General features: G+C 65.1%; 27 protein-coding genes. All 27 read left to right on the forward strand.

Annotated features, from left to right (window positions below):
- The 27 genes from pilO2 to traW all read left to right on the forward strand — a co-directional run bounded on the left by pilO2 (position 1) and on the right by traW (position 25,793).
- Complete coding sequence (pilO2, locus tag AC6I79_RS23475) at positions 1–1,308, forward strand: type 4b pilus protein PilO2 (RefSeq protein ID WP_498027947.1); 1,308 nt, start codon at positions 1–3, stop codon at positions 1,306–1,308.
- Entirely contained in the window at positions 1,295–1,864 is a 570-nt protein-coding gene (pilP, locus tag AC6I79_RS23480) for a type IV pilus biogenesis protein PilP (RefSeq protein WP_498027948.1), read from the forward strand. The genes pilO2 and pilP overlap by 14 nt, the downstream gene beginning before the upstream one ends.
- A gap of 5 nt (positions 1,865–1,869) precedes the next feature.
- Positions 1,870–3,396: a GspE/PulE family protein gene (locus AC6I79_RS23485; RefSeq protein WP_498027949.1), complete on the forward strand. Its 1,527-nt coding sequence runs from the start codon at positions 1,870–1,872 to the stop codon at positions 3,394–3,396.
- A complete protein-coding gene (locus AC6I79_RS23490) occupies positions 3,389–4,504 on the forward strand; it encodes a type II secretion system F family protein (RefSeq protein ID WP_498027950.1) in 1,116 nt (371 codons plus the stop codon). The genes AC6I79_RS23485 and AC6I79_RS23490 overlap by 8 nt, the downstream gene beginning before the upstream one ends.
- A 24-nt stretch (positions 4,505–4,528) precedes the next feature.
- A complete protein-coding gene (locus AC6I79_RS23495; protein WP_282995878.1) occupies positions 4,529–5,134 on the forward strand; it encodes a type 4 pilus major pilin in 606 nt (201 codons plus the stop codon).
- A 217-nt stretch (positions 5,135–5,351) separates the two neighbouring features.
- The gene (locus tag AC6I79_RS23500; RefSeq protein ID WP_315655875.1) at positions 5,352–5,507 is read left to right on the forward strand and encodes a hypothetical protein; all 156 of its coding nucleotides are present in this window, start codon (positions 5,352–5,354) and stop codon (positions 5,505–5,507) included.
- 40 nt (positions 5,508–5,547) lie between these two features.
- Positions 5,548–6,012, forward strand: coding sequence for a lytic transglycosylase domain-containing protein (locus tag AC6I79_RS23505; RefSeq protein WP_315655877.1), 465 nt, complete (start codon positions 5,548–5,550; stop codon positions 6,010–6,012).
- A 19-nt stretch (positions 6,013–6,031) separates the two neighbouring features.
- The gene (locus tag AC6I79_RS23510; RefSeq protein WP_498027951.1) at positions 6,032–6,685 is read left to right on the forward strand and encodes a prepilin peptidase; all 654 of its coding nucleotides are present in this window, start codon (positions 6,032–6,034) and stop codon (positions 6,683–6,685) included.
- Complete coding sequence (gene pilV, locus AC6I79_RS23515; protein ID WP_498027952.1) at positions 6,685–8,010, forward strand: shufflon system plasmid conjugative transfer pilus tip adhesin PilV; 1,326 nt, start codon at positions 6,685–6,687, stop codon at positions 8,008–8,010. Before AC6I79_RS23510 ends, pilV begins: the two co-directional genes overlap by 1 nt.
- A gap of 73 nt (positions 8,011–8,083) precedes the next feature.
- A complete protein-coding gene (locus AC6I79_RS23520; protein ID WP_498027953.1) occupies positions 8,084–8,563 on the forward strand; it encodes a DotD/TraH family lipoprotein in 480 nt (159 codons plus the stop codon).
- Positions 8,560–9,384: a type IV secretory system conjugative DNA transfer family protein gene (locus tag AC6I79_RS23525; protein ID WP_232939178.1), complete on the forward strand. Its 825-nt coding sequence runs from the start codon at positions 8,560–8,562 to the stop codon at positions 9,382–9,384. Before AC6I79_RS23520 ends, AC6I79_RS23525 begins: the two co-directional genes overlap by 4 nt.
- On the forward strand, positions 9,384–10,550 hold the full coding sequence (gene traJ, locus AC6I79_RS23530; protein WP_498027954.1) for a plasmid transfer ATPase TraJ: 1,167 nt from the start codon (positions 9,384–9,386) through the stop codon (positions 10,548–10,550). Before AC6I79_RS23525 ends, traJ begins: the two co-directional genes overlap by 1 nt.
- The gene (locus tag AC6I79_RS23535; protein ID WP_021507925.1) at positions 10,547–10,837 is read left to right on the forward strand and encodes a hypothetical protein; all 291 of its coding nucleotides are present in this window, start codon (positions 10,547–10,549) and stop codon (positions 10,835–10,837) included. Before traJ ends, AC6I79_RS23535 begins: the two co-directional genes overlap by 4 nt.
- A 30-nt stretch (positions 10,838–10,867) precedes the next feature.
- Complete coding sequence (locus AC6I79_RS23540; RefSeq protein ID WP_498027955.1) at positions 10,868–14,380, forward strand: LPD7 domain-containing protein; 3,513 nt, start codon at positions 10,868–10,870, stop codon at positions 14,378–14,380.
- A 22-nt stretch (positions 14,381–14,402) separates the two neighbouring features.
- Positions 14,403–14,750, forward strand: coding sequence for a hypothetical protein (locus AC6I79_RS23545; protein WP_021507923.1), 348 nt, complete (start codon positions 14,403–14,405; stop codon positions 14,748–14,750).
- Positions 14,751–14,760: 10 nt separating this feature from the next.
- Positions 14,761–15,453 (forward strand): DotI/IcmL/TraM family protein, encoded by a 693-nt coding sequence (locus AC6I79_RS23550; RefSeq protein WP_058758712.1) that lies wholly within the window; start codon positions 14,761–14,763, stop codon positions 15,451–15,453.
- Between the two features lie 8 nt (positions 15,454–15,461).
- A complete protein-coding gene (locus tag AC6I79_RS23555) occupies positions 15,462–16,454 on the forward strand; it encodes a DotH/IcmK family type IV secretion protein (protein ID WP_081049411.1) in 993 nt (330 codons plus the stop codon).
- Between the two features lie 2 nt (positions 16,455–16,456).
- Positions 16,457–17,764: a conjugal transfer protein TraO gene (traO, locus tag AC6I79_RS23560; RefSeq protein WP_498027956.1), complete on the forward strand. Its 1,308-nt coding sequence runs from the start codon at positions 16,457–16,459 to the stop codon at positions 17,762–17,764.
- Complete coding sequence (traP, locus tag AC6I79_RS23565; RefSeq protein WP_241798804.1) at positions 17,757–18,494, forward strand: conjugal transfer protein TraP; 738 nt, start codon at positions 17,757–17,759, stop codon at positions 18,492–18,494. Before traO ends, traP begins: the two co-directional genes overlap by 8 nt.
- Positions 18,495–18,503: 9 nt before the next feature.
- Positions 18,504–19,043 (forward strand): conjugal transfer protein TraQ, encoded by a 540-nt coding sequence (gene traQ, locus AC6I79_RS23570; RefSeq protein ID WP_058776629.1) that lies wholly within the window; start codon positions 18,504–18,506, stop codon positions 19,041–19,043.
- A gap of 74 nt (positions 19,044–19,117) precedes the next feature.
- Positions 19,118–19,504: a DUF6750 family protein gene (locus AC6I79_RS23575; protein ID WP_021508668.1), complete on the forward strand. Its 387-nt coding sequence runs from the start codon at positions 19,118–19,120 to the stop codon at positions 19,502–19,504.
- A gap of 69 nt (positions 19,505–19,573) precedes the next feature.
- Positions 19,574–19,900, forward strand: coding sequence for a hypothetical protein (locus AC6I79_RS23580; RefSeq protein WP_498027957.1), 327 nt, complete (start codon positions 19,574–19,576; stop codon positions 19,898–19,900).
- A 19-nt stretch (positions 19,901–19,919) separates the two neighbouring features.
- The gene (locus AC6I79_RS23585) at positions 19,920–20,285 is read left to right on the forward strand and encodes a hypothetical protein (protein ID WP_498027958.1); all 366 of its coding nucleotides are present in this window, start codon (positions 19,920–19,922) and stop codon (positions 20,283–20,285) included.
- A gap of 35 nt (positions 20,286–20,320) precedes the next feature.
- The gene (locus AC6I79_RS23590; protein WP_498027959.1) at positions 20,321–20,833 is read left to right on the forward strand and encodes a hypothetical protein; all 513 of its coding nucleotides are present in this window, start codon (positions 20,321–20,323) and stop codon (positions 20,831–20,833) included.
- A 72-nt stretch (positions 20,834–20,905) separates the two neighbouring features.
- Positions 20,906–21,529 (forward strand): hypothetical protein, encoded by a 624-nt coding sequence (locus tag AC6I79_RS23595; protein WP_021508672.1) that lies wholly within the window; start codon positions 20,906–20,908, stop codon positions 21,527–21,529.
- The gene (locus AC6I79_RS23600) at positions 21,501–24,551 is read left to right on the forward strand and encodes a putative type IV secretion/conjugal transfer ATPase (protein ID WP_498027900.1); all 3,051 of its coding nucleotides are present in this window, start codon (positions 21,501–21,503) and stop codon (positions 24,549–24,551) included. Before AC6I79_RS23595 ends, AC6I79_RS23600 begins: the two co-directional genes overlap by 29 nt.
- Positions 24,552–24,569: 18 nt before the next feature.
- Entirely contained in the window at positions 24,570–25,793 is a 1,224-nt protein-coding gene (gene traW, locus AC6I79_RS23605; RefSeq protein WP_498027901.1) for a conjugal transfer protein TraW, read from the forward strand.
- The last annotated feature ends 4 nt before the right edge of the window (positions 25,794–25,797 follow it).

Raw genomic sequence — 25,797 nt, forward strand, 5'->3', positions numbered from 1 at the left:
ATGACGTCAGAACTGACGCCAGCGCCGGCGGTGGGCGTGGTGCCCGCGGGCAAAGCCGTGCTGGTCGCCGGACTGCACTGGCAGTGGGTGGCCGCGCGCGGTCGCCGGCGCATGCGCATTGAAGCCCGCGACCAGCTGGCCAGCCACTGGCTGGCACTGCCGGCGGGCACCGGCGATGACCCGGCCACCTGGCTGGGCTGCCTCACCGACGAGGCTGACACGTTGCCCAAAGGGAAGCGTCCCGCGTCGCTGGCGGCGGCGGTGCTCGGCAACGTGCCCGCGGACTGCTGGGGCGTGTTTCTGCTTCCCGGCGGCAAATACTGGTTTATGGCGGTTACCGGCGGACATCCCTCGCCCTACGGCGACGTGGTGGGCGATGCGGCCACGGTGCTGCGTGCGTCAGAGCGGTTCCGCACCACGGCGCCGGCGCCGTCATCGGGCTGGACGGTGTTCGATCCTGACAGTCTGCTGGACATGCCTGACGCCCGCCGCGACCCGCTTGCGGGCCTGATACCGGCCGCCGTGCCGGCGCGTGCGAAGCTTCACAAAACCGACAGCCGCACGGCTTCCCGGCTGATGCTGCTGGGCGCAGTGTGCGTTGCCGCGCTCTGGTACGGCAACCACTGGCTGGAGGTCAGGCAAAAAGCTGAACACGACGCCTGGGTGCAGGCGGAGCTCGTTCGGGCAAAAGCCGCTGCGGCGGCAAGGCCTGGCAGCCTCGCCCGGCCGTGGGGCGGTCAGCCTGACTTTTCGGGGATGATCAGCGCGTGCGTGAAGCAGTGGCGTCAGGCGCCGCTGTCCATCGCCGGCTGGGTATTCCGCCAGGCTATGTGCGAGGCCACCGGGCAGCTCACGCTGCACTACGCCCTGCCGGACGGCGGCACGGTCGGCGATTTTGCCGCCCGGCTGCCGGCGCTCTACGGCCCGGGCACGCCGGTTACGTTCAACATGCCCGGCCCCTCCGACGACGCGTCCTTTAAGGAGGCGGTTCGCTTTGCCCGCGCGCCGGCTGAAACGCTGCTGCCCGGCGACGAGCAGCTGCGGCGCATGACCAGCTACGCGCAGCGCCTGCGGGCTAACCTGCGCTTCAGCGAACCCGTGGTGCTGGAACAGACCGTGGGGCAGGACCGGATCCCACTGCCGTGGAAGCGCTACAGCTTCACCTTTATCACCGATATTCCGCCGGACCGGCTGTTTGACGCATCGCGCTTCCCGGGCAACGGGCTGCGGCTGAGTTCCGTGAAGGCCGAACTGCACAGCAGCCGGCTGACCTATACCCTGGAAGGAACACTCTATGCAGAGAAATAAGTGGCATTACCTGCTGCTGTCCGCGCTGCTCAGCGGCCAGATGGCCGTGGCCGGCCCTGCGACACCGGACGGCCTCAGCCCGCAGGGCGGGACCAGTAACGAAACAACACCGCCGGCCGCCCACGCGCCTGCCGCCACGGTTGTCGTCACCGACACCGGCGGGCGGGACAACAGCATGGGACGCCTGGAGGACATTCAGGCCAAAACCCTGCTTTACGAGGCGCAGCTGGCGCAGGCCAAGGCATTTAACGAGCTGCAGAAAAACGGCTACGACGCGGTGCTGGGCGGCCCGTTCAACCCGCAGCCGGCGACGCCGGTGAAAGACAATGCCGATGCGAAGCCGGCACAGGAAAGCAAGGCGCCGCCGCTGATTGTGGAAATCTCCGGCGGCCAGCAGCTCTCCGCCACCCTGCGCCTTGACGGCGGCAACGAGGTGCGCGTTCAGGCGGGCAGCCGCATCCCCGGCACCGTGTGGACGGTCACGAAAATCACCTTCAGCGAGGTCACCGTCAGCAGCGCCGGCGGCGGCCTCATGTCACTGGCCTTTGCGGGGTAAACGCCATGGAATTTACCGAGAGTACCGTGAACTGGCTGTACCTGGACAACAGCAACCCAGAGCAGGGGCGTCTGTTCGTGTCCACCGAGCACCGCGCGGATCCGGCCGTACAGTCCGATATCGCCCGCGCGATGCGACAGTATCCGCGTCTGAACGTGGAGCACGTGCACCTGGGCGAGCTGCGCCGGCATCAGCTGCAGCGCGCCGGGGTGGGCGGCACCGCCGGCAGCTGGTCGCCGGAGCAGAATAAGGTCGTGGATTTTATGCGCCGCGCGGGTGAGGCTCACGCGTCGGACATTCATATCCTGATTGGCATGGAAAACCTGACCGCCGTGGTTTTCCGCATCCACGGCGACCTGGCGCTGCAGGCCGAGCTTTCCGTTGAGGAGGGAATGCTCCTCGCCGCCACCATCGTGATGTCGATGTGCGACGCGGCGCCGCAGTCGTTCAGCGAAAGCGATGAGCAGGACGGGCGCCTGCGCAACGAATTCGTGAAGGCGCTGGGCCTGTATGCCGCGCGCTACTCGGCCGTGCCCACCGAGTCCGGCCTTTACGTGGTGCTGCGCGTGATCCTGGATGAGAGCGAGGACATTCCTTCTCTCGACAGGCTGGGCTACCTGCCGGAGCAGCAGAAGCTAATCCGCCGCATGCTGCGCCGCCCGGAGGGGCTGATCATTACCGCCGGCCCGACCGGGTCGGGTAAAAGCACCACGCTGCGCACCTTCTGTAAAATGTACGTTGACCTCACCGGCGGCAAGCGCCGGCTGATAACGGTGGAGGATCCGGTTGAGGGTAAGGTGCCGGGCGCCGTGCAGACCACTATCATTGCCGATCGCAACGACCCCGACTCCGTGACCCGTGCCTGGCAGCGGCGTCTCTCGGCGCTCAAGCGCCTGGACTATAACGCCGCGGTTATCGGTGAAATCCGCGACACCTGGTCCGCGAGCGCCAGCATCAGCGAGGCCAAGAGCGGCACGCTCGTTGAGACGACTACGCACGCTAACGATGCGACGGGCATTATCGATCGCCTCACCGATACGCTGGGCATTGCGCCGGGCATGGTGATGGATCCGCAGGTGGTTATCGGGCTGATCGCCCAGCGTCTGGTACAGACGCTCTGTCCGGCCTGCAAAAAGGGCTGGGATGACGTCAGGGAAAACCTGTCTGAAGACGATCGCGAGCTGGTCGAAACGTACTGCAATACTGACACCGTTGCATTTCGTCATCACGACGGCTGCAGCGCGCCGGGTTGCTGGCACGGCATCACGGGCCGTAAGGTCATTGCCGAGGTCATCCGTCCTGACGCCCGCTTTATGCAGCTCTACCGCGCGCACGGCAAGCTCGCCGCGCGCAGCTACTGGGTGCATCACATGAACGGCATTACCCGCGGGGCGCACCTGCAGCGCTACATTGATGCCGGCGAAGTGGATCCGCTTGACGCGGACAAAATGAGCCCGCTGGACGAGGATGCCCTGAACCTGCTGCCGCCGGAAGCCGTGCAGGCGTTTCTCAGCGGAGGTGGCCATGAGTGACCTGCTTAACCGGCTGCGGGCCCGGCTGAAGGCCTCGCTTGCCACGGGCAGCACCCGTTCTGAGGCGCTGGGCCGCTGGATAGGGCAGAAGACCTTCAGCACCACTGACCGCATGACGCTGTATGAGGACCTGGCGTTTCTGCTGGAGAACAAGCAGAAAACCGAAGACGCCATCGCGGGCCTGCAGCGCACGCGCCGGCGTAAAAACGATCCGGTGCTGCTGTGCCTGAACGACGTGTACCACGCACTCACGCGCGGCCGGGGCCTCGACGCAGGCCTCGCCGGCTGGGTGCCGGCGCAGGAGACCACCATCCTGCGCGCCGGGCGGGTGGCTAAAGACCTGCGGGGAGCCCTGCTGCGGGCCATTGAAGTCGTGAAGGGCGTGGGCGAGATGAAGTCCACCGCGCTGGTCAATCTGGCCTACCCGGGCATGCTGCTGGGCGGGACGTATTACATGATGCAGATGGTGAGCGAGCGCTTTCTGCCCCGTCTGGAGCAGATGAGCCCCGCCGACAGCTGGACCGGCTGGATATGGTGGCTCGGCGCCATCACGCACTTCTTCGTGGATAACCGCTATCTCCTCGGCGGCGCGCTGGCGCTGTTTACCGCCTGGGTCATCTGGTCGCTGCCGCGCCTCACCGGCCCGGTCCGCAGCAAGGTGCTCGACCACCTGTTTCCGTGGAGCCTGTACCGTGAGGTGCAGGGGGTGTCGTTTCTGCTGAACCTCAGCGCCCTGCTGCGCGCCCAGCTGCGCACGGAAGAAGCGCTCGACATGCTGAGCCGCAACGCCACGCCCTGGATGTATGAACGCCTGACCGCCACCCGCCGGCAGGTGGCGCGCGGCAAGCATCTCGGGCTGGCGCTGGCGGACAGCGGCTACGCGTTTCCCTCACGCGAGGCCATTGACCGCCTGATGCTCCTGACCGCCGGCCCGGGCGGGGAGGACAACATCGAAAACTTCGCCAGGATGTGGCTGAAAAAGGCCATCGGGCGCATCAAACGTGTCTGCCAGGTGCTCCAGCTGGCCGGCATGCTGGCCACCGCCGGCTATCTCCTGCTCACGTTCCTGGCGACTCAGGACCTGGGCTCCATTATTGGCAACCGCTGATTTGAATACCGAGAGGATCTACCTATGTCACTGTTTTCAATACGTTCAGGCCGTTCAGGACATTCCGCCGTTCACCGCGGTGCCCTGAACCTGCCCGAAGCCATTATCGTCACCGCCGTTTCGCTGCTCGTTATCGTGGGCATTTACGCGGGGGGCACGGGACTATTTAAAAGCGCAGACTACAACGAGGAAATGTCCAACGTCAGCGAAATCATGACCAACACGCGCAGCATGCTGAAAACCGGCGGGGTTTACGACTTCAGCTCGGCCGCCACCATGACCGGCGCGCTCATTCAGTTTGGCGGCTCGCCCGGCAGCATGGCGGTGATCGGCACAAAGTCTTCCGGCAGCGCAACGCTGAACAACCGCTGGGGCGGCACCGTTACGGTCGCACCGGTGAACACGAACGGTGGACAGAAGACGGCGTTTTCCCTGACGTACACGCAGGTGCCGCAGGAGGCCTGCGCGCAGATGTCGCAGAAGCTTTCGGGCGCGAATAACGTGGCGTCGACTGGCATTAACGGCAGCACGACCAGCGGCCTGGTCAGCAGCTCGGTGGCGGGCACGCAGTGCACGGCCGACAGCGGCTCTACCGGCACCAACACGCTGGTCTTCACCAGCAATACCTGACGGGAGGCCGGGGGCAACCCCGGCGACCTCATAAGAAGGATAAACTATGAATGGTACCTGCCGAAGGGCACTGGAATGCTGGCTCCTTCCGGGCTGCGTCCTCGCTATCTGTATCTCTTACTTCACTGCCCTGTATTTTTCGTCTCATCATCCGGCCGAGTCTGACGGTGGCTGTCAGTGGAAGGTCACTGAGAACGGGGGTATCCCCTGGGACGCTATGGACGAACGAAATGAGATAATCGGCTACTTTGAACGTCAGCCTGACGGCGACATCTGGCTGATGCACCTGGACACGTCGGTTGAAGGTGCCAGTCACTGCCTTCTTCAAAAGGGCTATACCGCCCGGCAGCTCAGCATGATTGCTCCGCGCTGAGACCCTCATTCAGCCTTCATTCATTCTCACGGTATGCATCATGAAGAAACTTTTTCCCCTGCTGCTTGCCGGCGGGCTGATGCTGTGTGCCTCACGCCCAGCGCTGGCGTTCTGCTATAACGAGGCGGGCGCACGGTATCACGTCGACCCGCAGCTGCTGCGCTCCATCAGCAAGGTGGAAAGTGGCTTTAATCCGGGCGCCATTGGCTATAACCGCAATAAAAAAGGCCAGGTCACCAGCCGGGATTTTGGCCTGATGCAGATTAACTCCACGCACGTGCCGCAGCTGCGCACCATGGGCGTACTGCAGAGCGAACAGGATCTGCTGACGAAACCCTGCCTGAACGTCATGGTGGGCGCCTGGATACTGGCACGACACCTGCAGGTCTGCGGCGTTACCTGGGAGTGCCTGGGCAGCTATAACGCCGGCTTTGCCGATGATAATACGGCCCGCCGCATGATTTATGCGCGCAAGGTCTACGCCGATTACATGGCCCGCCGCTGACACCCACAGGGATATGTTCATGACTTCATTTACTGGCGGTCCGGTGGCCGCCGTCTGGCTTGCGTGCTGTGCGGGACTGTTTGCGCTTCAGGCACATCAGGCCAGCCGTTTTCTCCGCACGCACGACGGCCCGCCGCTGACGTGGCCAATCGTGGCACCGGTTGCCCTGATATACCTGCTTACCGCAGGCTGGCTGCTGATGCTGCCGCCTGACGTGCCGCTTCGCACCGCGCTGCGAAGCGTCGTCCTGCTCATCATGGCGGTGCCGCTGACGCTCACCGATCTGCGCTGTCAGTGGTTGCCTATGCGCTACACGGTAGCGTTCTGGCTGACCGGGCTGGCGTCATCCGCGCTGCCGGATGCGGTACTGCCTGTGACGAAGGCGCTGCCGGCAAGCCTGGCCGCGTTTGCACTGGCCGGCACCGTGCGCTGGGGAATAAACGGCCGGCATCGCGAGGAGCGCATTGGACTCGGTGACGTTTACCTCATGGCCGGGCTGTGCGCCTGGCTTCCGTGGCGCAGCGCCTGTTATGCCGCCGCCGGCGGCCTGCTGCTCTGCTGTCTGTGCGCCGCCGTATCCCGTGAACCCTCAAAACCCTTTGCGCCGGCGCTGTTTGGCTACCTGTGCGGCGTCTGTCTTTTCTTTCCCCAACAACTGGCGGGAGTGCTCTGATGAAATTTCTGAAACGTAAACCGCGTGCGGTTCACAAAGGCAATATGCTCCTGCAGGCCGGCATCGCGCTGGCCATCGTGCTGATTCTGACGCCAGGGGCAATCGACGGGCTGGCTAACTGGCAACAGAGCAAGGTCTGGACCGGAACCGCCTCGCACCTGACCTTCGTGGCGCAGGCCGCGAAGCGCTACGTGCGCGACAACCGGGACAAACTGCTCACGCAGGTTGGCGGCGGACCGGTCATCATCTCTGGCGCTACGCTGCGCACGCAGGGTTACCTGCCGGCCGGCTTTTCGCTCACCAACGACAGCGGTCAGACCTATCAGCTGGCGGTGGCGAGGGATCCGGGACAGTCCGGGCAGCTGGTCGCCTTCGTGCTTACCACGGGCGGCAGCGAGATCCCCTATAAGGGCCTGCGTCAGATAGCGTCAGACGCCGGCGGCATGGGCGGCTACGTGTGGCCGGCCAATACGGCGGTGGGCGCGGATGGCGGCTGGCAGGCGAAGCTCGGTGACTACGGGCTGAGCGGCCAGCAGGGGCGTCTGGCCACGTTTCTTTCAGCCGACGCGCTGGGCACTGACGCGGATGAAAGCGACAGGCTTTACCGCTATCAGGTCACCGGCCGGCCGGATCTGAACCGCATGCATACCGCCATTGATATGAACGGCAACAACCTTAACAACGGCGGCACGGTGAACGCCGCCACAGGCAGCTTTACCGGGCAGGTGTCAGCCGGCACCAACGTCACCGCCGGCGGCAGCGTGACGGCCAGCGGCAACGTCACGGCAAACGGCAATATCGCCGCCGGCAACAGCGTAACGGCAAACAACGGCATCACGGCAAATAACGACATCCGCAGTAACAACGGCTGGATCATTACCCGCGGTGCCAAAGGCTGGCTGAACGAAACGTACGGCGGGGGCTTCTATATGTCGGATAACGACTGGGTTCGCTCGGTCAACAACAAAAACGTCTACACGGGCGGCCAGCTGCGCGGCGGCAGCGTGAGAGCGGAGGGCGACCTCTCGGCTGGCGGCGTTATCTATCAGGACCAGGTCAACTCGCTGGGTGCAGGCTGCAGTATTATCGGCGCCCTCAGCCACGACGCCAGCGGCGGCACGCTTGCCTGTCAGAACGGGGTGTGGCAGAGCGGTTCCTCTTCACCGTTGCGCGTCTGTGCTAACCGCTGCGGCGGGCGCTGGCCGCTGGAAATAGGCCGCGTAAACCACGACGGCGACTGGTCGTCCTGGAATACGCTGGGTGAAGCCTGCGGCGGCGGCTACACGCAGAACTGGCAGGTGCCCGTGTTCTGCGCGGTTAACTGACCCCCGCCTTACCTGCTCCCGCCGGTTACTCCTTTTCAAACTCAACGTGTCCGGCCGGACGCGGAGGATTTTCATGAAACGTTTATTCATTGCTGCAGCCCTGCTGCCGGCAGCATTGCTTTGCGGCTGTCAGCAGCCTGTCGCCCGTCAGCTCCCGTCCACAACCGCGCCAGCTGCGCCTGAGCGGCCCGTTTCACAGCAGCTCTCGCAGCTGTGGATGGAAGGCAACCTTAGCCCTGACACGCCGCTGCCGGTGATGGCCATCCGCGCCGACAGCGACAGGCTGAGCTTCAGCTGGAACGGTGACGCGGTGGAGCTGCTGAGCGCGCTCGCCCGGGCGCGCGGGCAGGTATTCAGCTACGCCGGCGTGCGTCTGCCCCTGCCGGTGGACATTGAGGTGCAGGGCGTCACGTACGCCAACGTGCTGCGCATGATTGAGATGCAGACCGCCTGGCGCGCCAAGATCGTGACGTACCCGGGGCAGATGATGCTGCAGTTTATGTCATCCCTGCCGGCAGAGCCGGTCCGCCATAAAAAAGGGGGCAGACGATGAAAGCCCGGCTTTGTGTCCTGCTGCTGCCCGCGCTGCTGGCGGGCTGCGCGGGATTTCACCTGAACAGACCCGCGCCGGCGGCCGGCCCCGACGGTGCGCCGCCGCCGGGGCCGGAGGCGTACCTGTCGCCGCAGAAGCGCGACACCGCTGACGTCTCCGATAACCGCAGGCAGATGCTTACCGAGGGCGGCCGCACGCTGGGGTTTCGCGGCGGCAAGGCGCAGCGCGCGTGGGAGCTCCGGCGCGACCTGGAGGCGCGCGCGAAGCAGCTGGATGCGACCTATGACTTCCGCCCGCTCATCAGCAGCCGCGGCTGGCTGCCGCCGGTCATCACCGAAGCGGTGGACGTGGCGCGCGTCACCCCTGACCAGATCCGCACGGCAAGCCACGTGTACGAAATCATTCAGCCGGAGCGCTTCGTCAGCAACCCGCCGTCGTGGCGCAGCTGGCTGTTAGCGGGGCTCAGCACCGTGCCGCCGGACGAGCCGCAGGGCGGGCTTATCCCGGAGAACGGCGTTCAGCGCGACATCTGGCAGGCGGCCGTTAACGAGGGATGGACAGAAGGCCGGCAGAGCGCAGACGAGACGCTGGAGGCCAACGTTAACCGCCTGACGCGCGACTACAACGGCATGCTGCAGTATGTGCTGCTGCGCCGCCAGAACCTCATCACCGCGCCGGTGGTGACCGAGCGCCAGCAGACGGTCACCGGCGACAGCAACAAGCTGACGACGGGCGATCGCGAGCGGCGCCTGGAGTCACGCGCCGGCTTTGTCACTGACAAAACGAAGTGGAAGCCGGTCATTAACACGGAGAAGCGCTGATGTCAGCCACGGAACTTGAACTTTATGATTTCAGCAACGGGCTTAACGCCGACGCGCTGCGCGGCTTTATGGTCTGGTGCGCGCGCAACGACGTGAGCGACATTCACCTGCAGGGCGACAACCATTTTGTGGTGGGGCGCTACGGCCGGCTGGTCAGGGCGAGCCCCTTCCGGGTAGCGGACGACACGATGGCCCTGCTGATGGACGAGGTGTTTTCACCGGAGCTGCGGCCGCAGGTTCGCGGCGGTGTGCCGGCTGACCGCGCAATCCAGCTGGACGGGGACATGACAGGCCGCTGGGGGCTGAACCGCGGCGAGCGCATCCGCTTTCGCGTGAACCTGCTGCAGGGCTCCGCCGGGCGTCAGGACAGCACCATCGGCTGGACGCTGCGCGTTATTCCCTCCGAGATACCGCCGCTTGAAACGCTCGGGCTGGAGCCGGAGCTGATGGACAACCTGCTGCCGGCAAAGGGCGTGGGGCTGTGGGGCGGGATCACCGGCTCGGGCAAAAGCACGTCGCTGGCCTCAACCTACCGCCACTGCCTGGACACGGACCCCGACCGTAAGGTCACGACCAAAGAAGACCCGATCGAGTTCATCCTGGGGCGCCCGGGCGACGTGCTGCCGCCGCTGCAGTCGCAGGTGGGTAAAGACATTCCCGACTTTGCGACCGGCATCCGCGCCGACCTCCGGCGCGCGCCGTCGGTCATGGGCGTGGGGGAGATGCGCGACCTTGAGACCATCGAGGCTGGCATACGCGCCGGTCAGCTCGGTCATCTGCTGCTCTCCACCACGCACATCCACTCGCCTGGCGAGGTCTTTGCGCGTCTCATCAACGAATTCCCGCACGAAAGCCGCGACGCCATGGCGTTATCGCTGCTGGGCGTGCTGCAGTATGTGGTGGTACAGACGCTGCTGCGCACCACCGACGGGAAGCGCGTGGCGGTCCGCGAATTCATCCTTTTTGACTACTACCTGCGCGAGAAGCTGGCCGGCATGCCGTGGTCGAAGTGGGGGCAGCATGTTGACGGGATCCTCCGCTCGGAGAAGCGACGCATCGTGGATCAGGCCTGGCAGCTGTACCGCGCCGGCCGCATTCCTGAATCCGAGCTGGCCATGGTGATGTCGCCGCGCCAGCGCCGCGAGTTTGAGGAGGGCACCGCATGAGTGCGTTCAGAAAGGACGATTACCCGCCGGGTTTCTGGCGGCGCGCCGGCAGCAGGCTCGACTTTTTTGGCATTCCCGTCTGGCTGTTCCTGCTCTATCTCAGCTGGTTCCGCTTTCCCTCCATGGACACGCTCTACATCGTCACCGGCATCATCGCCGCGTTCTGGCTGCTGAACCTGTTCGGCTGGGGCGTGACCGAACTTCTCACGCGCGCGGCCCGTCTGGCTCGCGGCAAAAGCCTGAGCGGTCGCCCGTGGTGGTACCGCCGGTTCACCGACGGCGAGTAGCCGTCCTGACACAGCAGCACAGGAGGCGTTATGAAAACAGCAGACTACCCGGTGTGGCTTGCCGTCATGCCGGACCAGCGTGACGCCGCGCGCGCCGACGCCGGGCTTCATCCGGACGGGCGCAGCGCAATTGCGTGGGATAAAGAGGCGCAGCTCTGGTACGCCCGCCCGGGTGCGGATCTGAGCCGGCTGCAGAAGTGGCTGCCCGACAGCAGCATTCGCAGCAGCGGCGGCGATGACCCGCAGGAGGAATTCCTGGAGGCCCTGACCAGTGCCGGGCTGGTGATTGATGGCCTGCCGGTGATGGACGGGCGCCGACATCGCGTGCCGGTGGCGGACGGGAAAAAGGGCAACAAAGACGGCGTCTATCGCGGTTTTCTCGACGGAGTGAAGCCCGGCGGCTGGTTCATCAACTACCACCGCGCTGAGAACGACAAGGACATCACGCGCTGGAAGGCCAGCGGTGGCGGGACGGGAGAGGCCGACCCGCTGGCGCGCGTGCACATCCGTGCGGTGATGCGTCAGTCGCAGGACGATACGGCCCGCGCGCAGGCCACGCTATATGCAAACCGGACCGCCAGCGCACAGGCGCTGTACAACCGGCTGCCGGCGGTCGATCCGGCGCATGGCTACCTGGTGCGTAAGGGCATCACGGCCACACCGGAGCTGCGTCAGACCCGCAACGGTGCGCTGGTCGTACCCTTTTATGACGCCAGCGGGCAGTTTCGCACCCTGCAGTACATTCCGCCGGACGGTGAAAAGTACCTGTTTAAGGATGCGCCCAAGTCCGGCCACTTTCTGGTGGTAGGCGGCGAACTGAAGGACGGCGAGCCCGTGTTGTACGCAGAGGGGTACGCCACAGCGCGCAGCCTGAACATGGTGACGGGCCGACCGGTGGTTATGGCCATTGATGCCGGCAACATGGAGGCGGTGGGAAACGTGCTGAAGGCGCGCTACCCCGGCAGCCCGCACCTGTTTATGGCCGACGTTGATCATAAGAAGGACATCAATAAGGGCGTGCTCTCGGCAGAACGTGCCGCCACCGCCACCGGCGGCGCCGTCGTGCTGCCGGACCTGAGTGCCGCTGAAATCGAGAGCGGTCTCAAGGACTTTAACGATCTGCACCAGTCCCGCGGCGCTGACCGCCTGCAGGCGACGCTGCTGCCCGCCATTGCCAGTGCCCTTGAGGGGCTTAACTATAAGGAAACATCCATGGCCACACCTGATGACGCGCAGCCGGCGCCGGAAAATACGCCAGCGTCAGAGCCCGCCGTAACGATCCAGCCCGAAGCGCCCCCTGCTGCCGTGCCTGACACGGCTGCGCAGGCGCCCGCACCTGAAGCCGCCCCCGCAGCGGCTGAACCAGCCGGTACAAAATCCGCAGGCCGCCCGGGCAGCGCAAAAGCGCAGTCAGGGGAGATACTGGCGCTGAGCGCGCAGGGCATGAAGCCCGCGCAGATAGCAGAGCAGCTCGGCATCGGGCAGACCAGCGTGTACCGGATCCTGCGCGCGCAGCAGCCGGCGGAGCCGGACGCCGGCGTGATTCAGGAAAGCCGTGCCGCACCGGCCGCCGTTTCAGGCGCGGAGCCAGCTGTCACCCTAAGCCCGCCCCCTTCTGACGCCGCCCCTGAGCCGGCCCCTGCCGAAACGGCAGCCGCAGCGCCTGCAGAGACGGCGGCAGCTGACGAGGCAGCCCGCGCTGCGGCGCTGTCAGGCTCAGGGCTGAGTCTTGCCCGCGTCGCCGCCGAGATGAATCTCGGCATGCGTGAAACGCACCGCCTGATTGAGGCGGGAAAACAGCAGCAACAGGCGGAGCAGGCCTTATCAGATGCGGCGTCTGAGGAGAGCGACGCGCCGGAGGCCGGGCAGCGCGCTGAACTGGACCGGCGCCCACAGTCTGGTCCGTCACCGGCAGCGGCTGCCTTCGGTGTGGAGAATGGCATTCTGGTCGGCGCGCCACGGGTCGCGCCTTCCGATGAAGACCTGCCGGACGCGTCAGGGAAGTCGCGCATCGATGCCGACAAGCTGCTGAGCCGCGTCACCCATGAGAAGCAGGCCGACGGCAAAAGCGTTCTTTACCGGCTGGACGGTGAGCCTGCCTTTGTTGACCACGGCAACCGCCTGGTGATGGCCAGCGGCTCCAGTGCGCATGAGGAAAGGGTTCTGGCCGCGCTGCTGACCGCTGCCAACCACTATCACGGGCGCATCGAACTCACCGGCAGCGACGAGTTTAAGGCGTTTGCGATTGGCGTTATCGTGGCCAACAGGCTGAACGTCACCATGAAGAATGCCGGTCAGCAGGCCGACCTTGACGCGGCGCGCCGCGCGGCGGGACAGCCGGTCGCGCCGGCGGATGCGGTACGCGGTGATCCGCCGGGGCCGCGCGCAGCGGAAACCCCGCCCGCTGCGCCCGTGACGCAGGCAGATAACCCCGCAGCATCTGCGGCTCAGGCTGCACAGGCCGACAAGCCCGCAGCTGCTGCTCCCGTGACACCGTCACCGCAGCAGGCTTCCGCGCCGGCACCGGCCGAGCCCAAAGTATCTCCGGCGGTGCATACGCCCGCCGAGAAGGCCCGGGAGCCGGTAACCGGTAAAGTTACCGCCTGCGGTCAGGCCCCGTTCCGGTTTGAGGCGGGCCAGAGCGAGAGCACTTTTATTACCCTGCGAACAAAGGAAGGAACGCAGACGTACTGGGGCAAAGAGCTGGCCGGCCTGCTGCGTGAGACTAACCTGCAGCCGGGGCGCATGGTCACCCTGCAGTGGCAGGGACAGCAGCCGGTCACGGTCAGGGTTCCGCACAAAAATGAGGAGGGCGCTGTTACGCATTACACCAGTGCCGACACCCACCGTAACCAGTGGACGCTGGTGCCGGCGGGTGGAAGCCGCGTGCAGACCGGCAGCGATGAGATGGTGCCGCTGGCAGCCGTGGACGTGAATCGCTACACGCAGATCCAGCACACGCTGGTCAGCCGCCTCGGGCTGGATATTGACGCGCCGCCGAGGCCCGCCGACGGCCTCTACTGGATTAAGCCCGACGGGGAGGGAAGTCATCAGCCCGGTGATCCTCTCTCGGCGCCGCGCCCGGCACACAACGAACGTGCCGGCGCCCCGGTCATGTCGGCATGGGGTGACGACGGGCGCCCGGACCTGCTGCTGGTGCAGGGCGACGGCGACTACCTGCAGGGCGTTGTACGCCAGAACGGCATTTATAACCACGTTCTGGTCAGCCTGCCGGGCAGCAAAGACGCCCCGCCAATGGTGGTGAACGTGCTGACGACCGAAGGCGCGCAGGCCATCGGTAACGGTAACGGCATCAACCGGTCCAGCGGCCAGCCGGTGCCGCGCGAGCACGTCGTTATACGCCTGAGCGGCGATGACAAGCCGCGCATAGCGAAGCTGGACGCGCCCGCAGAGGTGCCGGCCACGCTGCACGCCCGTCTCGGCTACGACGAGCGCTACAAGGCGGAGTCCGGCTGGGTAAAGGAGCAGCCGGCAGCAGCACCACAGGCAGCACCGGCCACGCCGCCGCGGCCGGCCCAGTAATCGAACCCTCCGGAGAATTCACATGAATAAATTCCTGACCGCCCTCGTGGCGGTTTCTTTTTGCTGCACCTCGCTCAGCGCCGGCGCCGCCTCGTGCCGCGCCGGCAGCGCTGCGCAGGCCGGCAGCGAAGCCGGCTATAACGCCGCGAAGAAGGCCAGCGATGCCTGGTCTGAACGGGAAAGCCAGATGTCAGATCAGATGCAGAACTGCCTTTCCGGCATCCGCAATATCTCCATCAGCCTGCCGCACCTGCCGAGCCTGCAGGACATCATGAATCAGGCGTCAGAGAAGGTCTGCAGCGCCATGACTGACAAAATCAACAGCTACCTGCCGGACAACATCGATCCGTGGCAGTCGTACGGCATGTAAGGAGTGACGTATGCAAAACCCTCAACCCGCCGCGCTGCCCGAGGGCGCGGCCGCTGCCATAACGGATCCTGACGCCTATGAGCATGCGGTGCAGGCGCAGCACGAGCGGTCGCTGGGCGCAGAGTTTGCGCGCAGCTGCCTGAAAAAGCTGGGCTGGAGCCTGACGGTCAACGTCATTCAGGGCATCGCTATCTGCGTGCTGGTTGTCATGTACTGGTACGTGCCCCGGGAGTATTTCGCCACGGAGGCCGGTCGCATCACGCCGGTTTACGGGACGGACAAGCCGGTCTGGAGCGAAAGCGACGTGCGGCAGTTCGGGGCGGACACCATCAACCAGGCCTTTACGCTGGACTTTGTTCACTACCGTGATCAGATAACGGCGGTGTCACCGAACTTCTCTGAGGAAGGGTTTGCCGGCTACAACCAGGCGCTGACCACCGGTTCTAACATCCTGTCGCTGATCCGGGACAAGCGCATGAATCTGACCAATACGGCCGAGCCTGGCGTCATTACGCGTCGCGGCATCATCGGCGATCGCTACACGTGGGAGTTCCAGTATCCCGTCACGCTGAAGCTACAGGGCCAGAACAGCAGCAGCCCGCCGCTGCGCTATATCTTCACGCTGCGTATCCAGCAGGCCGACGTGCGTAAGAAGCCGCGCGGTCTTGAGGTCACGCAGACCATCACCAACAACGCAGGATAAGGAACGCTATGAGCAACTTTCGCACGCTGGCCCTGTGGCTGGCGCTGTGCGGCAGCGCGGGCGCCGCCACTTCTGCGGGGACAGCCCCGGCGGCCGGCACCGACGGCGGCTGGCGCTCCACCTCAGCGGCCGGTGCCGCGCCTGTCACCGGTCAGGCCGCGGGAAGCCCCGCCGCACCGGCAGGGCCGCAGCCCGGACAGGCGCTGCCGCCGCCCACGTCGGTCGCTTACGACCAGGCGCAGGCGGCCATCGCGCCGCTGACGCCGGACGAAATCCGGCAGCTGCGCGCCCAGCAGACCGAGCAGAACCGCGCGCTGGCCACGCCGGGCATCACGGCCGTACCGCGCATCAGCGCGCAGACCGTCAGCCTGCAGCCGGGCGCAAGCCTGCCGCTGGTGCGCACCGCCATGAACTGGCCCGCCACGGTGAGCTTTATCGACAGCACCGGCGCCCCCTGGAAAATCCTCGGCGACCCGCAGAGCGGCTCACCGGACATCGAGGTGAAATGGATCCCGGGCGCATCATTTATGGTCATCACGGCAAAGCGCGACTTTGTGAACACGCTGGTGACCGTGGGGCTTGAGGGCCTGCCGGTGCCGCTGCAGATAAGCGTCATGAGCGGCGAGGCCGACACCGCGAAGAAAACCTGGACGGTGGACGCGCGCCTTGACCTGCGCATTCCGCGGCGGGGACCGGGCGCGGCGCCTGACGCGCCGGGTCCGTCGCGCATCGGCCTGCACGATGACGTACTGCAGGCGTTTCTGGACGGCGTGCCGCCGCCCGGGGCGAAGCGCCTGAAAATCACCGGCAGCGTGCCGGACACGGCGGTGTGGCAGCAGGGCGACGACCTTTACATCCGCTCCCGCGCCGACATCCGCGATGAGTTTGATACCACGCTGTCGTCGGCGGATGGCACCCACCTGTGGAAGCTGCCGCTGACCCCGCGCGTGGCGTTCTCCGTTGACGGGCGCACCGAAGCCCTCAGCATAGCCCTGGAGTAATCATGAGCGATCAACAGAACACCGGCGGCAGCAACATCCGGCTGATGGCCAGCCTGATCGTGGGCGGAGTCGTGGCGGTGGTGGGCGGCGGCTACGCGCTGTGGAGCTACCTGGCCGCGCCGCCCCCCGCGGTCTCAAACGTCAACCTGAACCGGGTAGCCGGTACCGCGCAGGTGAACGCGCAGGAGCAGCCGGACTACCGCGAAAAGCTGCGCGAAAGCAACGCCCTGGGGGCGCAGAACGCCACGGCCTCAAACCAGAGCTTTATCGCCAGCATCCCGCTGGAGCAGGACGTGATCGCGCCGAAGGAGCCGGCGAAGGTCGCGCCGGTTGTGGCGCCGCGCGAGCTGCCGCGCCCGCAGGGTACCGGGCGCACGCAGGAGCAGGAGAAGGCGCTGGCCGAGACCCGCCAGAAATCGCTTACCGCCCTGCTCGCGAAGATGCAGGCCCCGCCGGCGGCCGGCGAACTGCCCGCCGCGCAGCTGCTGGGCGGAAAGGACAGCGGCTGGGCGAACTGGCGCGATTCGCTGCCCGGGAGTTACGTGCAGCAGGCCGCCGCGCGCAGCCGGCAGGCTGCGGCGAATACGCCGCCGGCGACCGTGGTGGTCGATCCGTACTGGCGCGGGCCGGGTGAGATTTATACGGGCGTGAATTCCGACAACGGCACCACGCCGGTGCTGGGCCGCATTACCACCGGTAAATACGAGGGCGCCGTGCTGAAGGCGCCGGAGGGGGCGAAGTTGTCCGGTGACGGCGTCATCATTCACTTCACCACCATGGCGCTGAACGGTCAGAACTACAAGGTTGACGCCTACGCGCTGCAGGACGACACGCTCGTGGCCAACATTGCCACTGATGTTGACCATCACTACATCCGGCGCATCGTGCTGCCCTCGATATTCAAGGGCATCGGCAGCGCAGGGCAGCTCTACGCACAGGCCAACACGCAGCTGCTGAGCAACGGCTTCAATACCGTCACCACGCGGCCGTCAACGCCGGACGGTACTGCGGTTGCAGGCGTGATTGCCGGCGGCACGGCGGAGCAGGCGGCGCAGGTCCTGACGAACGACGCCGCCCGGCTGCCGGACCGCACCGTGACGGTGAAAAACGGCGAGGTGGTGGCCATTCAGTTCATGCGTGGCGTCTACAGCACCGACGCCGAGCCGCCGCAGGGCACCACGCAGACGGATCCGGGCACCCGCGCGCCCGCATCCCTGAGCAGCAACCCGACCCCGACCGCCGCAGAGCTGCGCGCGGAAACGCAGGCGCGCATCCGCGCCGCCGAACAGAGAGGAAACGACCGTGAATGAATTCGAACCGCTGCCGGCGCAAACCGCGCCGGCGACGCCGGCCGCGGCACCGCGCGTCAAGCCTGAGCAGGGCTTCCTGACGCGCCCGGTGCTGCTCGGCTACTCCCTGCCGTGGCTTGCCGGACTTTCACTGATGTTCGGCGTCGTGGCCTGGTATCTGTTCTGGCCTTCCACATCCTCACAGGATGCCAGCCAGCGGGCGTTCGGACAGGATGCCGGGCTTGAGGTGGTTCATCCGTCCGCCGCGCCGGCGCCGCTGCAGACGGGCGGACTCAGCGTTCCGGCCGGCCCGGCGGGCACTGCCGCTGCCGGCGGCAGCGTGCCGGAGGACGTGATGACGCTTATCCGCGATGGGCGCGAGTTTGAAACAGCCAACCGCGAGGCCATTACCCGCCTGTCCGATACGGTGCGCGCGCAGACGAAGGCGCTGGCCGCGCTGCAGCAGCAGGTTGACGGGATCGCAAAAGAAAACGCACGGCTGGGCAACCTGGTGACGGTGCTGGCCGTGCGGCCTGCGCCGGAGACGGGCGGTCACGCAGCGGGACGCAAGGTCACGCGCTCTGCGCTTGCCGGCATGCGGCTGGAAAGCCTGCAGGAGGGGATGGCGTGGGTCAGCTGGCAGGGGCGGACGTGGGCGGTGGAGCCCGGCGACAGCCTCGGTGGCGTCACCGTGCAGGCCGTGAACGCGTCGGACCGCAGCGTGACGACCAGCGCCGGCGTGCTGCGCTAGGGAGGCGTCATGGGAAACTCCCTTGATGGCATTCAGATGCTGTCCAGCCTGGCGTCCGGGCTGCAGAGTTCGTTCATCAACCTTGCCCTGACGCTGGGCTCCCTTTTTGGCGTGATCGGCGCCGGCGGCTTTCTCGCCCGTCAGTCCTGGCTTGCCCGCAAGGCGCCCGGGCAGGGGGTGAGCGGCGGCGGCGTGGTGGCCTGGGTGCTGCTGTGCGGCTGCCTGGTGGGTCTCGACCAGCTTATTGGGGCGGGCGCGCGTCAGGTGGGCTGGCAGGTGTCGTTTGACGCCATCAGCTACGTTGACCAGGGCACGTTCGGGCAGGGGGCGGTGGCGGCCAACGCCCTGCTGAGCCTGGTGCGCATGATAGGCGTCTGGTTCGCGCTCTCCGGCGTGCTGCTCTGGCGACGCTCCCGCAAAGATGGCCATTCCGGCCTGACGGCGGGCAACGACGTCAGCAGCGGCACCGTTAAATTTATTATCGGCGTGATGTTTGTGTGTAATCCCTACCTGCTTAACGCCTTACAGAAAACCCTCGGCCTGCTCTGACGCAGCCGTTCAGCCTTACGTCCACACGGACGAACTCAACAGGCCATCCGGCCATTTTACTAAAGGAAATTACCATGCTTAATTGCGTTTACCGCGCGGCCTACGTGCGCGCACTGATGCTGTCTGAAACCCTGCGCCGGCTCGTCTTTCGCGGCGTGCTCGCCTGGGTCGCGCTTATTTCACCGGTTGTCATGGCCGACGACGACATTGCAGGAATGGTCTCTCATGTGGCTGAGGGCGCGAAGTCAACGCAGACCAGCGGAATCACTATTTTTCAGGTGATCGGCTTCTTTGCTTGTGCCGGCGGCGTCCTGTCGATCAAGGCCATGAAGAATAACCCGCAGATCAAGCCCTGGATGGTTGCTTTGGCCATTGTCGTCGGCCTGATGTTGATGGGGATCCCGGAACTCGTCAAAAAGGGTATGACGCAAATCGGCATTACGCCGGTCAGCGTCAGTTAACGGCCTGAGCCGCCCCCGGCGGGGCGGCCTTTTCGGGTAAATAACGTCATCAATGTGGGAGGCAGCTGCGTGAACATTCGTACCGGTACTGGTTTTTCATTCGCGGGGAGCATCTGGCTGGTGCTGGCAGGGATTGCATTTTTGCACTGGACGCCGCACTGCGAAACGATAACCGGAACCACGTTCTTTGCCTTTTTCCTGAATGCCGGGCCTGCGGTCTACGCCTGGCGATTCATCAATGCCCCATATCCGGTGACAACGGGCCGGTTTGCGCTGATTTTTATCATCCTGATGTTTGCAGGCGGCCTGGCCTCGGCGTGGCTGCATATGGAGATCACAGGCATGGACCTTACTCAGCGCTGCATACACCGGCCGTTGCCACCGCCTCCTCTCTGAATCTTTCCGGAGCTGAACAATGAAAACCTTATTCCGCAGGGCTTTTGTCCTGATTTTAACTGCCGGGTTTTGTGCCGGCGCGTTTGCGGGCCAGCCGGTAAGCGACGCTGACGTCAGTAAGAAACTCGACCAGCTGAACATCGCCGCTCAGGCCATCGACATCCATCTCCAGCAGATTTTGACCGTACTGAATACAGGCGCACAGTCCGGCGTCTGCTGGCTTGACGGCAGGGCGTTCAGCCAGGGGGCGACGGCGAAAGTGAGCAGCGGGAAAGTGAAAGACCTTATCTGTTCCGTTAATGACAAGGGCTGGCCGCAGTGGAAAGCCCCAGCCGATTCAGACAGCGATAGCGAGTTAAAACTTAACAGTCTGAATGCCGGGTGATCGTCGATCGACCCATAATGGCCGGAGCATAAAAAATGAAACTCTATCATCGTGATAAAGCGAAAGAATATCGCAGCATCATGCTGGACGTACTGGAGGTCTGCCCCCGTCGTTTCAGAGAAAATATTCTGAAGGATATGGCGTACATCCGGGAGGATGGTGACTTTATGGCGGAGCACTTCGGGCATCTGCATGGCGCCGAATTGCAGTTCTTTTACCGCCTGCGGAACAGTCGTTCATTCAGGCATGCCACACCTTATCAGTCTGGTCTGCTGCAGAGCATCGTAGACAGGCTTGAAGAAGCCTATCGCTATGACTCAGGACAGGCATTCAGGTTTGAGACTGCTGAAGAAAGGCAGGCCAGCAGAAAAGAAATCAGCGAATCCATCAGACGTCAGATTGAGTGGTCTGAGCGGCATCCCTTTCTGTCAGCGCTGCTGATGAATGACTTCTTTACGGTCGGCATAGCGACGCTGCTCGTCATGCTAATCATTGCTTCACTGATACTGTTTGTGTTCGGCGGAAAGCATCCGGATCTCTCTTTCTGATACGTCAGGCTATACGGCCTGACGCTCTCTGACATAACTCACGCGCTGATTCATTTCCCGACAGGACCCATTATGAATCCTTACAACGCCCCGGCTGCCGTGGCGGGTTCGCTGCTGCCGCTCTTTCCTGACGTCAGCGGCGAAGACGCTGCCCCGAGGCCGGTCTCAGTGGGATCCGGCCCTCCCTGCCGCTGCTGCGGCACGCGCGCGCAGCGCCTGTGGCAGGGGCCGGCTGCTGAGCCGGTCTGCACGCTCTGCTGGCTGACCTTTAATCTCGACAGTCCTACCGCCGCGCACGGGCACCTGGCCTGGCTGCCCGATGCGCCGGCGGCCGACATCATTAACCTGCAGCGCCGCGCGCTTATCGGGCAGCACAGTGAAAGTAAAGCCGTGCGAAAAGAGTCCCGACGCGTGTGGAACTGGCTCGCCCGCCACGCGCGCGAGGTGGAGGGCATGTGGGGCACGTCGCGTGCGCCGGAGTTCGCCGCGGCCTTTGCGCGCCTGCCGCCCCTGAAGCGTAAAGCGCTGCAGCAGCGGCTGGAAGGCTGCGTGCTTATCCTGCCGCCTGACGTTTTTACCGACCTGACCCTGTTACTGCCGCTGGGCCGCACAGCTGAGACCGCCGTGCATACCCCGGCGTGGAATTCCTATATCCGGAGCGACCTGTATGCCCAACCGCCTCATCCGCTGGATTGAAGAGATTATTACCGCCGTGACGCGCTTTGCCGTGTCGCGCGATCTGCCTGACTACGGCGACCTGCAGACCATTGTTCGCCTGACGGAAGACGATCGTATCCGTTATCCGGAGCTCAGCGCCCCGTACATCATGGTGACGCAGAAGGGCGACTACCTCTCGGTGTTTGAGATTTCCGGCAGCTACCGCGAGTCGGACGAACATCTGACGGCTTCGCACGACGACGCCTGGCAGGGGCGGCTTGAGCGCATGACGGAGTCGCTGACCGCCCACTACCGCCATGCGGGACACCGCATCAGTATCGTGCACGAGTGCGATCCGGCCGGCGGCGAGGCTGAGATCCGGCGGCTGCTGACGCCACAGCATCAGTCCCTGAAGCGTACCGGACTGAAGCTGCAGTATCTGCTCGACGAGCAGGTGAAAAAACTGAAGCCCTGGGTCAACCGGGAGCGCACCTGGCTTGTGTGCTATACCGGCCGCGGCGTGCTGGCCGGGCACGAGCTGCGCGATGAAAACGCGCGCCTGATCGAACTGCTTAAGGCGAGCCCGTCCGCGGTGTTCGGCCAGAACCCGCTGCTGACCGAGTTTGCCGGCCTGAAGATACGCCACGATGCCTTTCTCCTGCAGCTTGAGCGCGCCTTCGGCGACAGCGGCAAGGGCGTGCTGATGCGCCGCATCGATGCCCACGAGGCGGGCCGCGTGCTGCGCGCGCAGATTGACCCGGGCACCGGCAGTGACTGGCAGCCGCTGCTGCCCGACGACCGCATTATTCCCCACGGGGTGCGTCAGGGGGAGGATGTGACGGCGCTGCTGGCACCCTGGCTGAACTTTCAGGTGATGGGGGCGGGTGTGGATGAAATCCGCAACAACCTCCTGAAGATAAAAGGCGTATGGCACGGCACGGTGGCCGTGGAGCTGGGCCCGCAGAACCCGCAGAGCTTCGCAAAGCTGCGCGAGCTCATCCCGCGCAGCGTGCCGTTCCGCATCCGGCAGGACCTGATGCCCGGCGGCATGCGCCGGCTGGGTGGCAAGCAGTCGGTGCTGAGCTTCATCGAATGGGTACCCGGCCTGAAGCCCATCTTCCGGTCTGTGTCGCAGCTTGCCGAGCGCGAGATGCACGAGCCGGTGTGCGTGATGACCATCACCGCCGCCACCTGGGGGGATTCGCCGGAGACGGTGACGCGCAACCTGACGCTGCTGCAGCAGGCGCTGACCTCGTGGGGGATCTGCGGCGTGACGCAGACCTTCGGCGATCCCGTGCGCGCGTGGGCGGCCACGCTCACCGCGTCCTCGGCCGCGAGCGGGCCGTGCCTGATGTATCCGCCGCTGTCCGAGGCGCTGAACCTGATGCCGCTTACCCGGCCGACGACGGCGTGGAGCGAGGAGGGTGACGCCCTGTTCGTCTCACCCGACGGCAAGCTGATGCCGGTGGCCCTGGCGGCGGCCAACCAGACCAAGAAAACCAGCATCGTGGCCGGCGAATCCGGCGGCGGTAAATCGGTACTCATCAACCGTCAGCCGATCATTCTGGCCATGTCAGCGCAGAAGCAGCTGCCGTTCTACTCCGGCATCGACAAGGGATTCAGCTCGCAGGGAATGGTGTCGATACTGCGCACGGCGCTGCCGCCGGAGCGTCAGGACGAGGTGCTGAGCATCGTCCTGCGTAACGATCCGGAGTACTGCCGCAACCTGTTTGACATCCAGCTGGGGCTGCAGAAGCCGCTCAGCTACGAAGCCGAGTTTATTGAGAATGCGCTGACGGCGCTGTGTATTGACCCCGGCACCGGCGAACCGCCTAACGGACGCGATACGCCCATCATCCTGCGGCGGCTGGTGAGCGATTCATTCAAGGCCTCCCGGGAGGAGCCGCGCCGCTACGAGCCGGGGCTGGTGCCGGTTGTCGACGCGGCGCTGCAGGAGGCCGCTGTCTGGGAGAAGCATCCCGAATATCAGGACAATGCGACCTGGTATGAGGTACGCGACCTGCTGCAGGACGCGGGCAGGACGGATGCGGCGCAGCGGGCGCAGTTCCAGGCGGTGCCGGAGCTGGCCGACATGGCCCCCCGCCTGCTCAGCGAGGATTACCGGAGCATGTACGGCAATATCCAGCGCGACAGCAGCAGCGAGCCGCTGATCGAATACATTGCCCGCTGCCTGCGCGACGCCTGCGGGCAGTACCGCATGTTCGCCGGGCGCACGCGCTTTATGATAAGCCCGAAGGCGCGCGTCATCACGGTTGATATCCAGCTCGTTGCCGGCGACAAATCAAAAGCGGGCTACCTGCAGACCGGCATGATGTACCTGTTCGCCGGGCACATCGCCGGCGGTGATTTTGTGCTGCCACAGTATCAGGACGAGCTCTTTATTGCGCTGCACAGCCGCTGGCACGCGATGCATCAGACGCGCGTGCAGCAGCTTGATGAGGAAGTCAAAACCAGACAGTACGACGAGCTGCACAACGCCAAAGGCGTGCCCTTTATCTTCCCGATGCTGGAAACCGCCGACCGTGAGCAGCGCAAGTTTGGCGTGCGCACGGTGTTGTCCTCGCAGTACTTCCGCGACATGCCTGAAGCGCTGCGCCAGTCCGCCAACTCCGTGTACATGGTGGGCGTGGATCCGGAAGATCGCGCGCTGCTTAAAGAGCGTTTCAGGGTGCCGGATGCCACGCTGGACCGCTTTGAGCGCATGGGCAGCGGGCCTGCTGCCGACGGCAGCGGCGTGCCGTTTCTCGGTATCTTCCGTATCAAAGGCGGCAGCACCATCGCCCATATCATGAAAAACACGGTGGGCCCGGAGGAGCTGTGGGGCCACAGCACCACGCCGGTGGATATGTCGCTGCGCCGGATGCTGGAAAAAGACACCGGCGCCGATACGGCACGCCGCATTCTCGGGCAGTTCTTCCCCAACGGCAGCGCCGAAAAAGTCATCGAGCACCGCCGCCGCACCGCCGGCGAGGCGGGCGGCGACAGCGTCATCCGTCAGCTTGCCAGTGAGCTTATCGATAAACAGGGCTACGACCTCTGACCCTTCAGGAGTTCTGACATGCACATATTTAAACCGCGGCGGCCCGCAGGGCGCCGCCTGATAGCGGCCTGCGTGCTGGCGGCGCTTGCGCCGGAAGCGATGGCTTATCCGACCGAGGAAATGAGCAGCATCCCCATCCAGACGCAGGTGATGCCCGCGCTGAATGCGATGCAGACCACGCTCGGCGAAATCATTACCGCCGAAACAGAGACCGGCACGGCGGTGGTGCAGTCCGGCGACCGAATCACCACGGCCATTACGGAAGCGGCGCGCACCCAGCGCGAGGCGGACAACTTTAACCGCCAGGCGGACCGGCTGGAGAAGGCGCGATCTTCCTTCACGGTGCCTGACAGCATCTGCAGCGAATCGGCGTCCGGTTCGGCCGCGCAGGTGAGCCAGGCAACCCGGGCGGCGGCGTCGAAGCTTGCGGGCGGCAGCGGGATCTCGAGTGCGGCCGTGCGCGAGACCCTGGCCAGCCTCCCCACTACGCCGCGACAGGGCGGCTACCGCAGCGCGCTCATCCACTCGGCGTACTGCACGGCGGAAGAGGCGAAGCTCTACGGCGGCACCGGCCTGTGTCCGGGCGTGTCGGCGCTGCCGGGCGGCGATACCGAAGCGCGATCGCTCTACGACGGCGCGGGGCAGCCGGGTAAGGCGCCGGAGCTGACGTTCACGCAGGCGCAGACGGACGCGGCCATGGCCTACGTCAGCAACTCGGCGAAGCTTGATGCCGGGCGGACGCCGGGCAAGGGCGAGATCCAGACCGCAACCGGGCAGGAGTATCAGGGCCTGCTGACGCAGTACAAGGCGATGCAGAGCGCGGCGATGCAGCCGCAGCTGGACATGGTCGCTGCCAGCCAGCCGCAGGACGCCACGCGCGAACCGCTGACCGAGGCGCGGCAGTCGCCGTCGGCGGAAAGCTATTTTCAGCAGACCGCCTCGGCGCAGGCAAAGCAGACCGGCGCCATGAGCGAGCGCGAGTTTGAGGCGTTTGAGGTCGGGCGCCGCTACGCTAACACCGCGTGGATCACCGACCTGCAGGGCATGGACGGCGATAACCTGACGCGCGAGGTGGCCCGCCAGCTCGCGGCGGCGAACTGGCTGGCGCTGGGCATCAAAAACGAGCTGCGTCAGGCCAACATTATCAGCGGCCAGCAGCTGGCGCTGGCGGCTAAAAACGAATACGCCCCGCAGCTGCAGGCACTGTCCTCGCAGCTGAGCGCCGGCGTAAGCGCACAGTAACCTC

It is taken from the genome of gamma proteobacterium symbiont of Scutellera amethystina, from assembly GCF_059730845.1.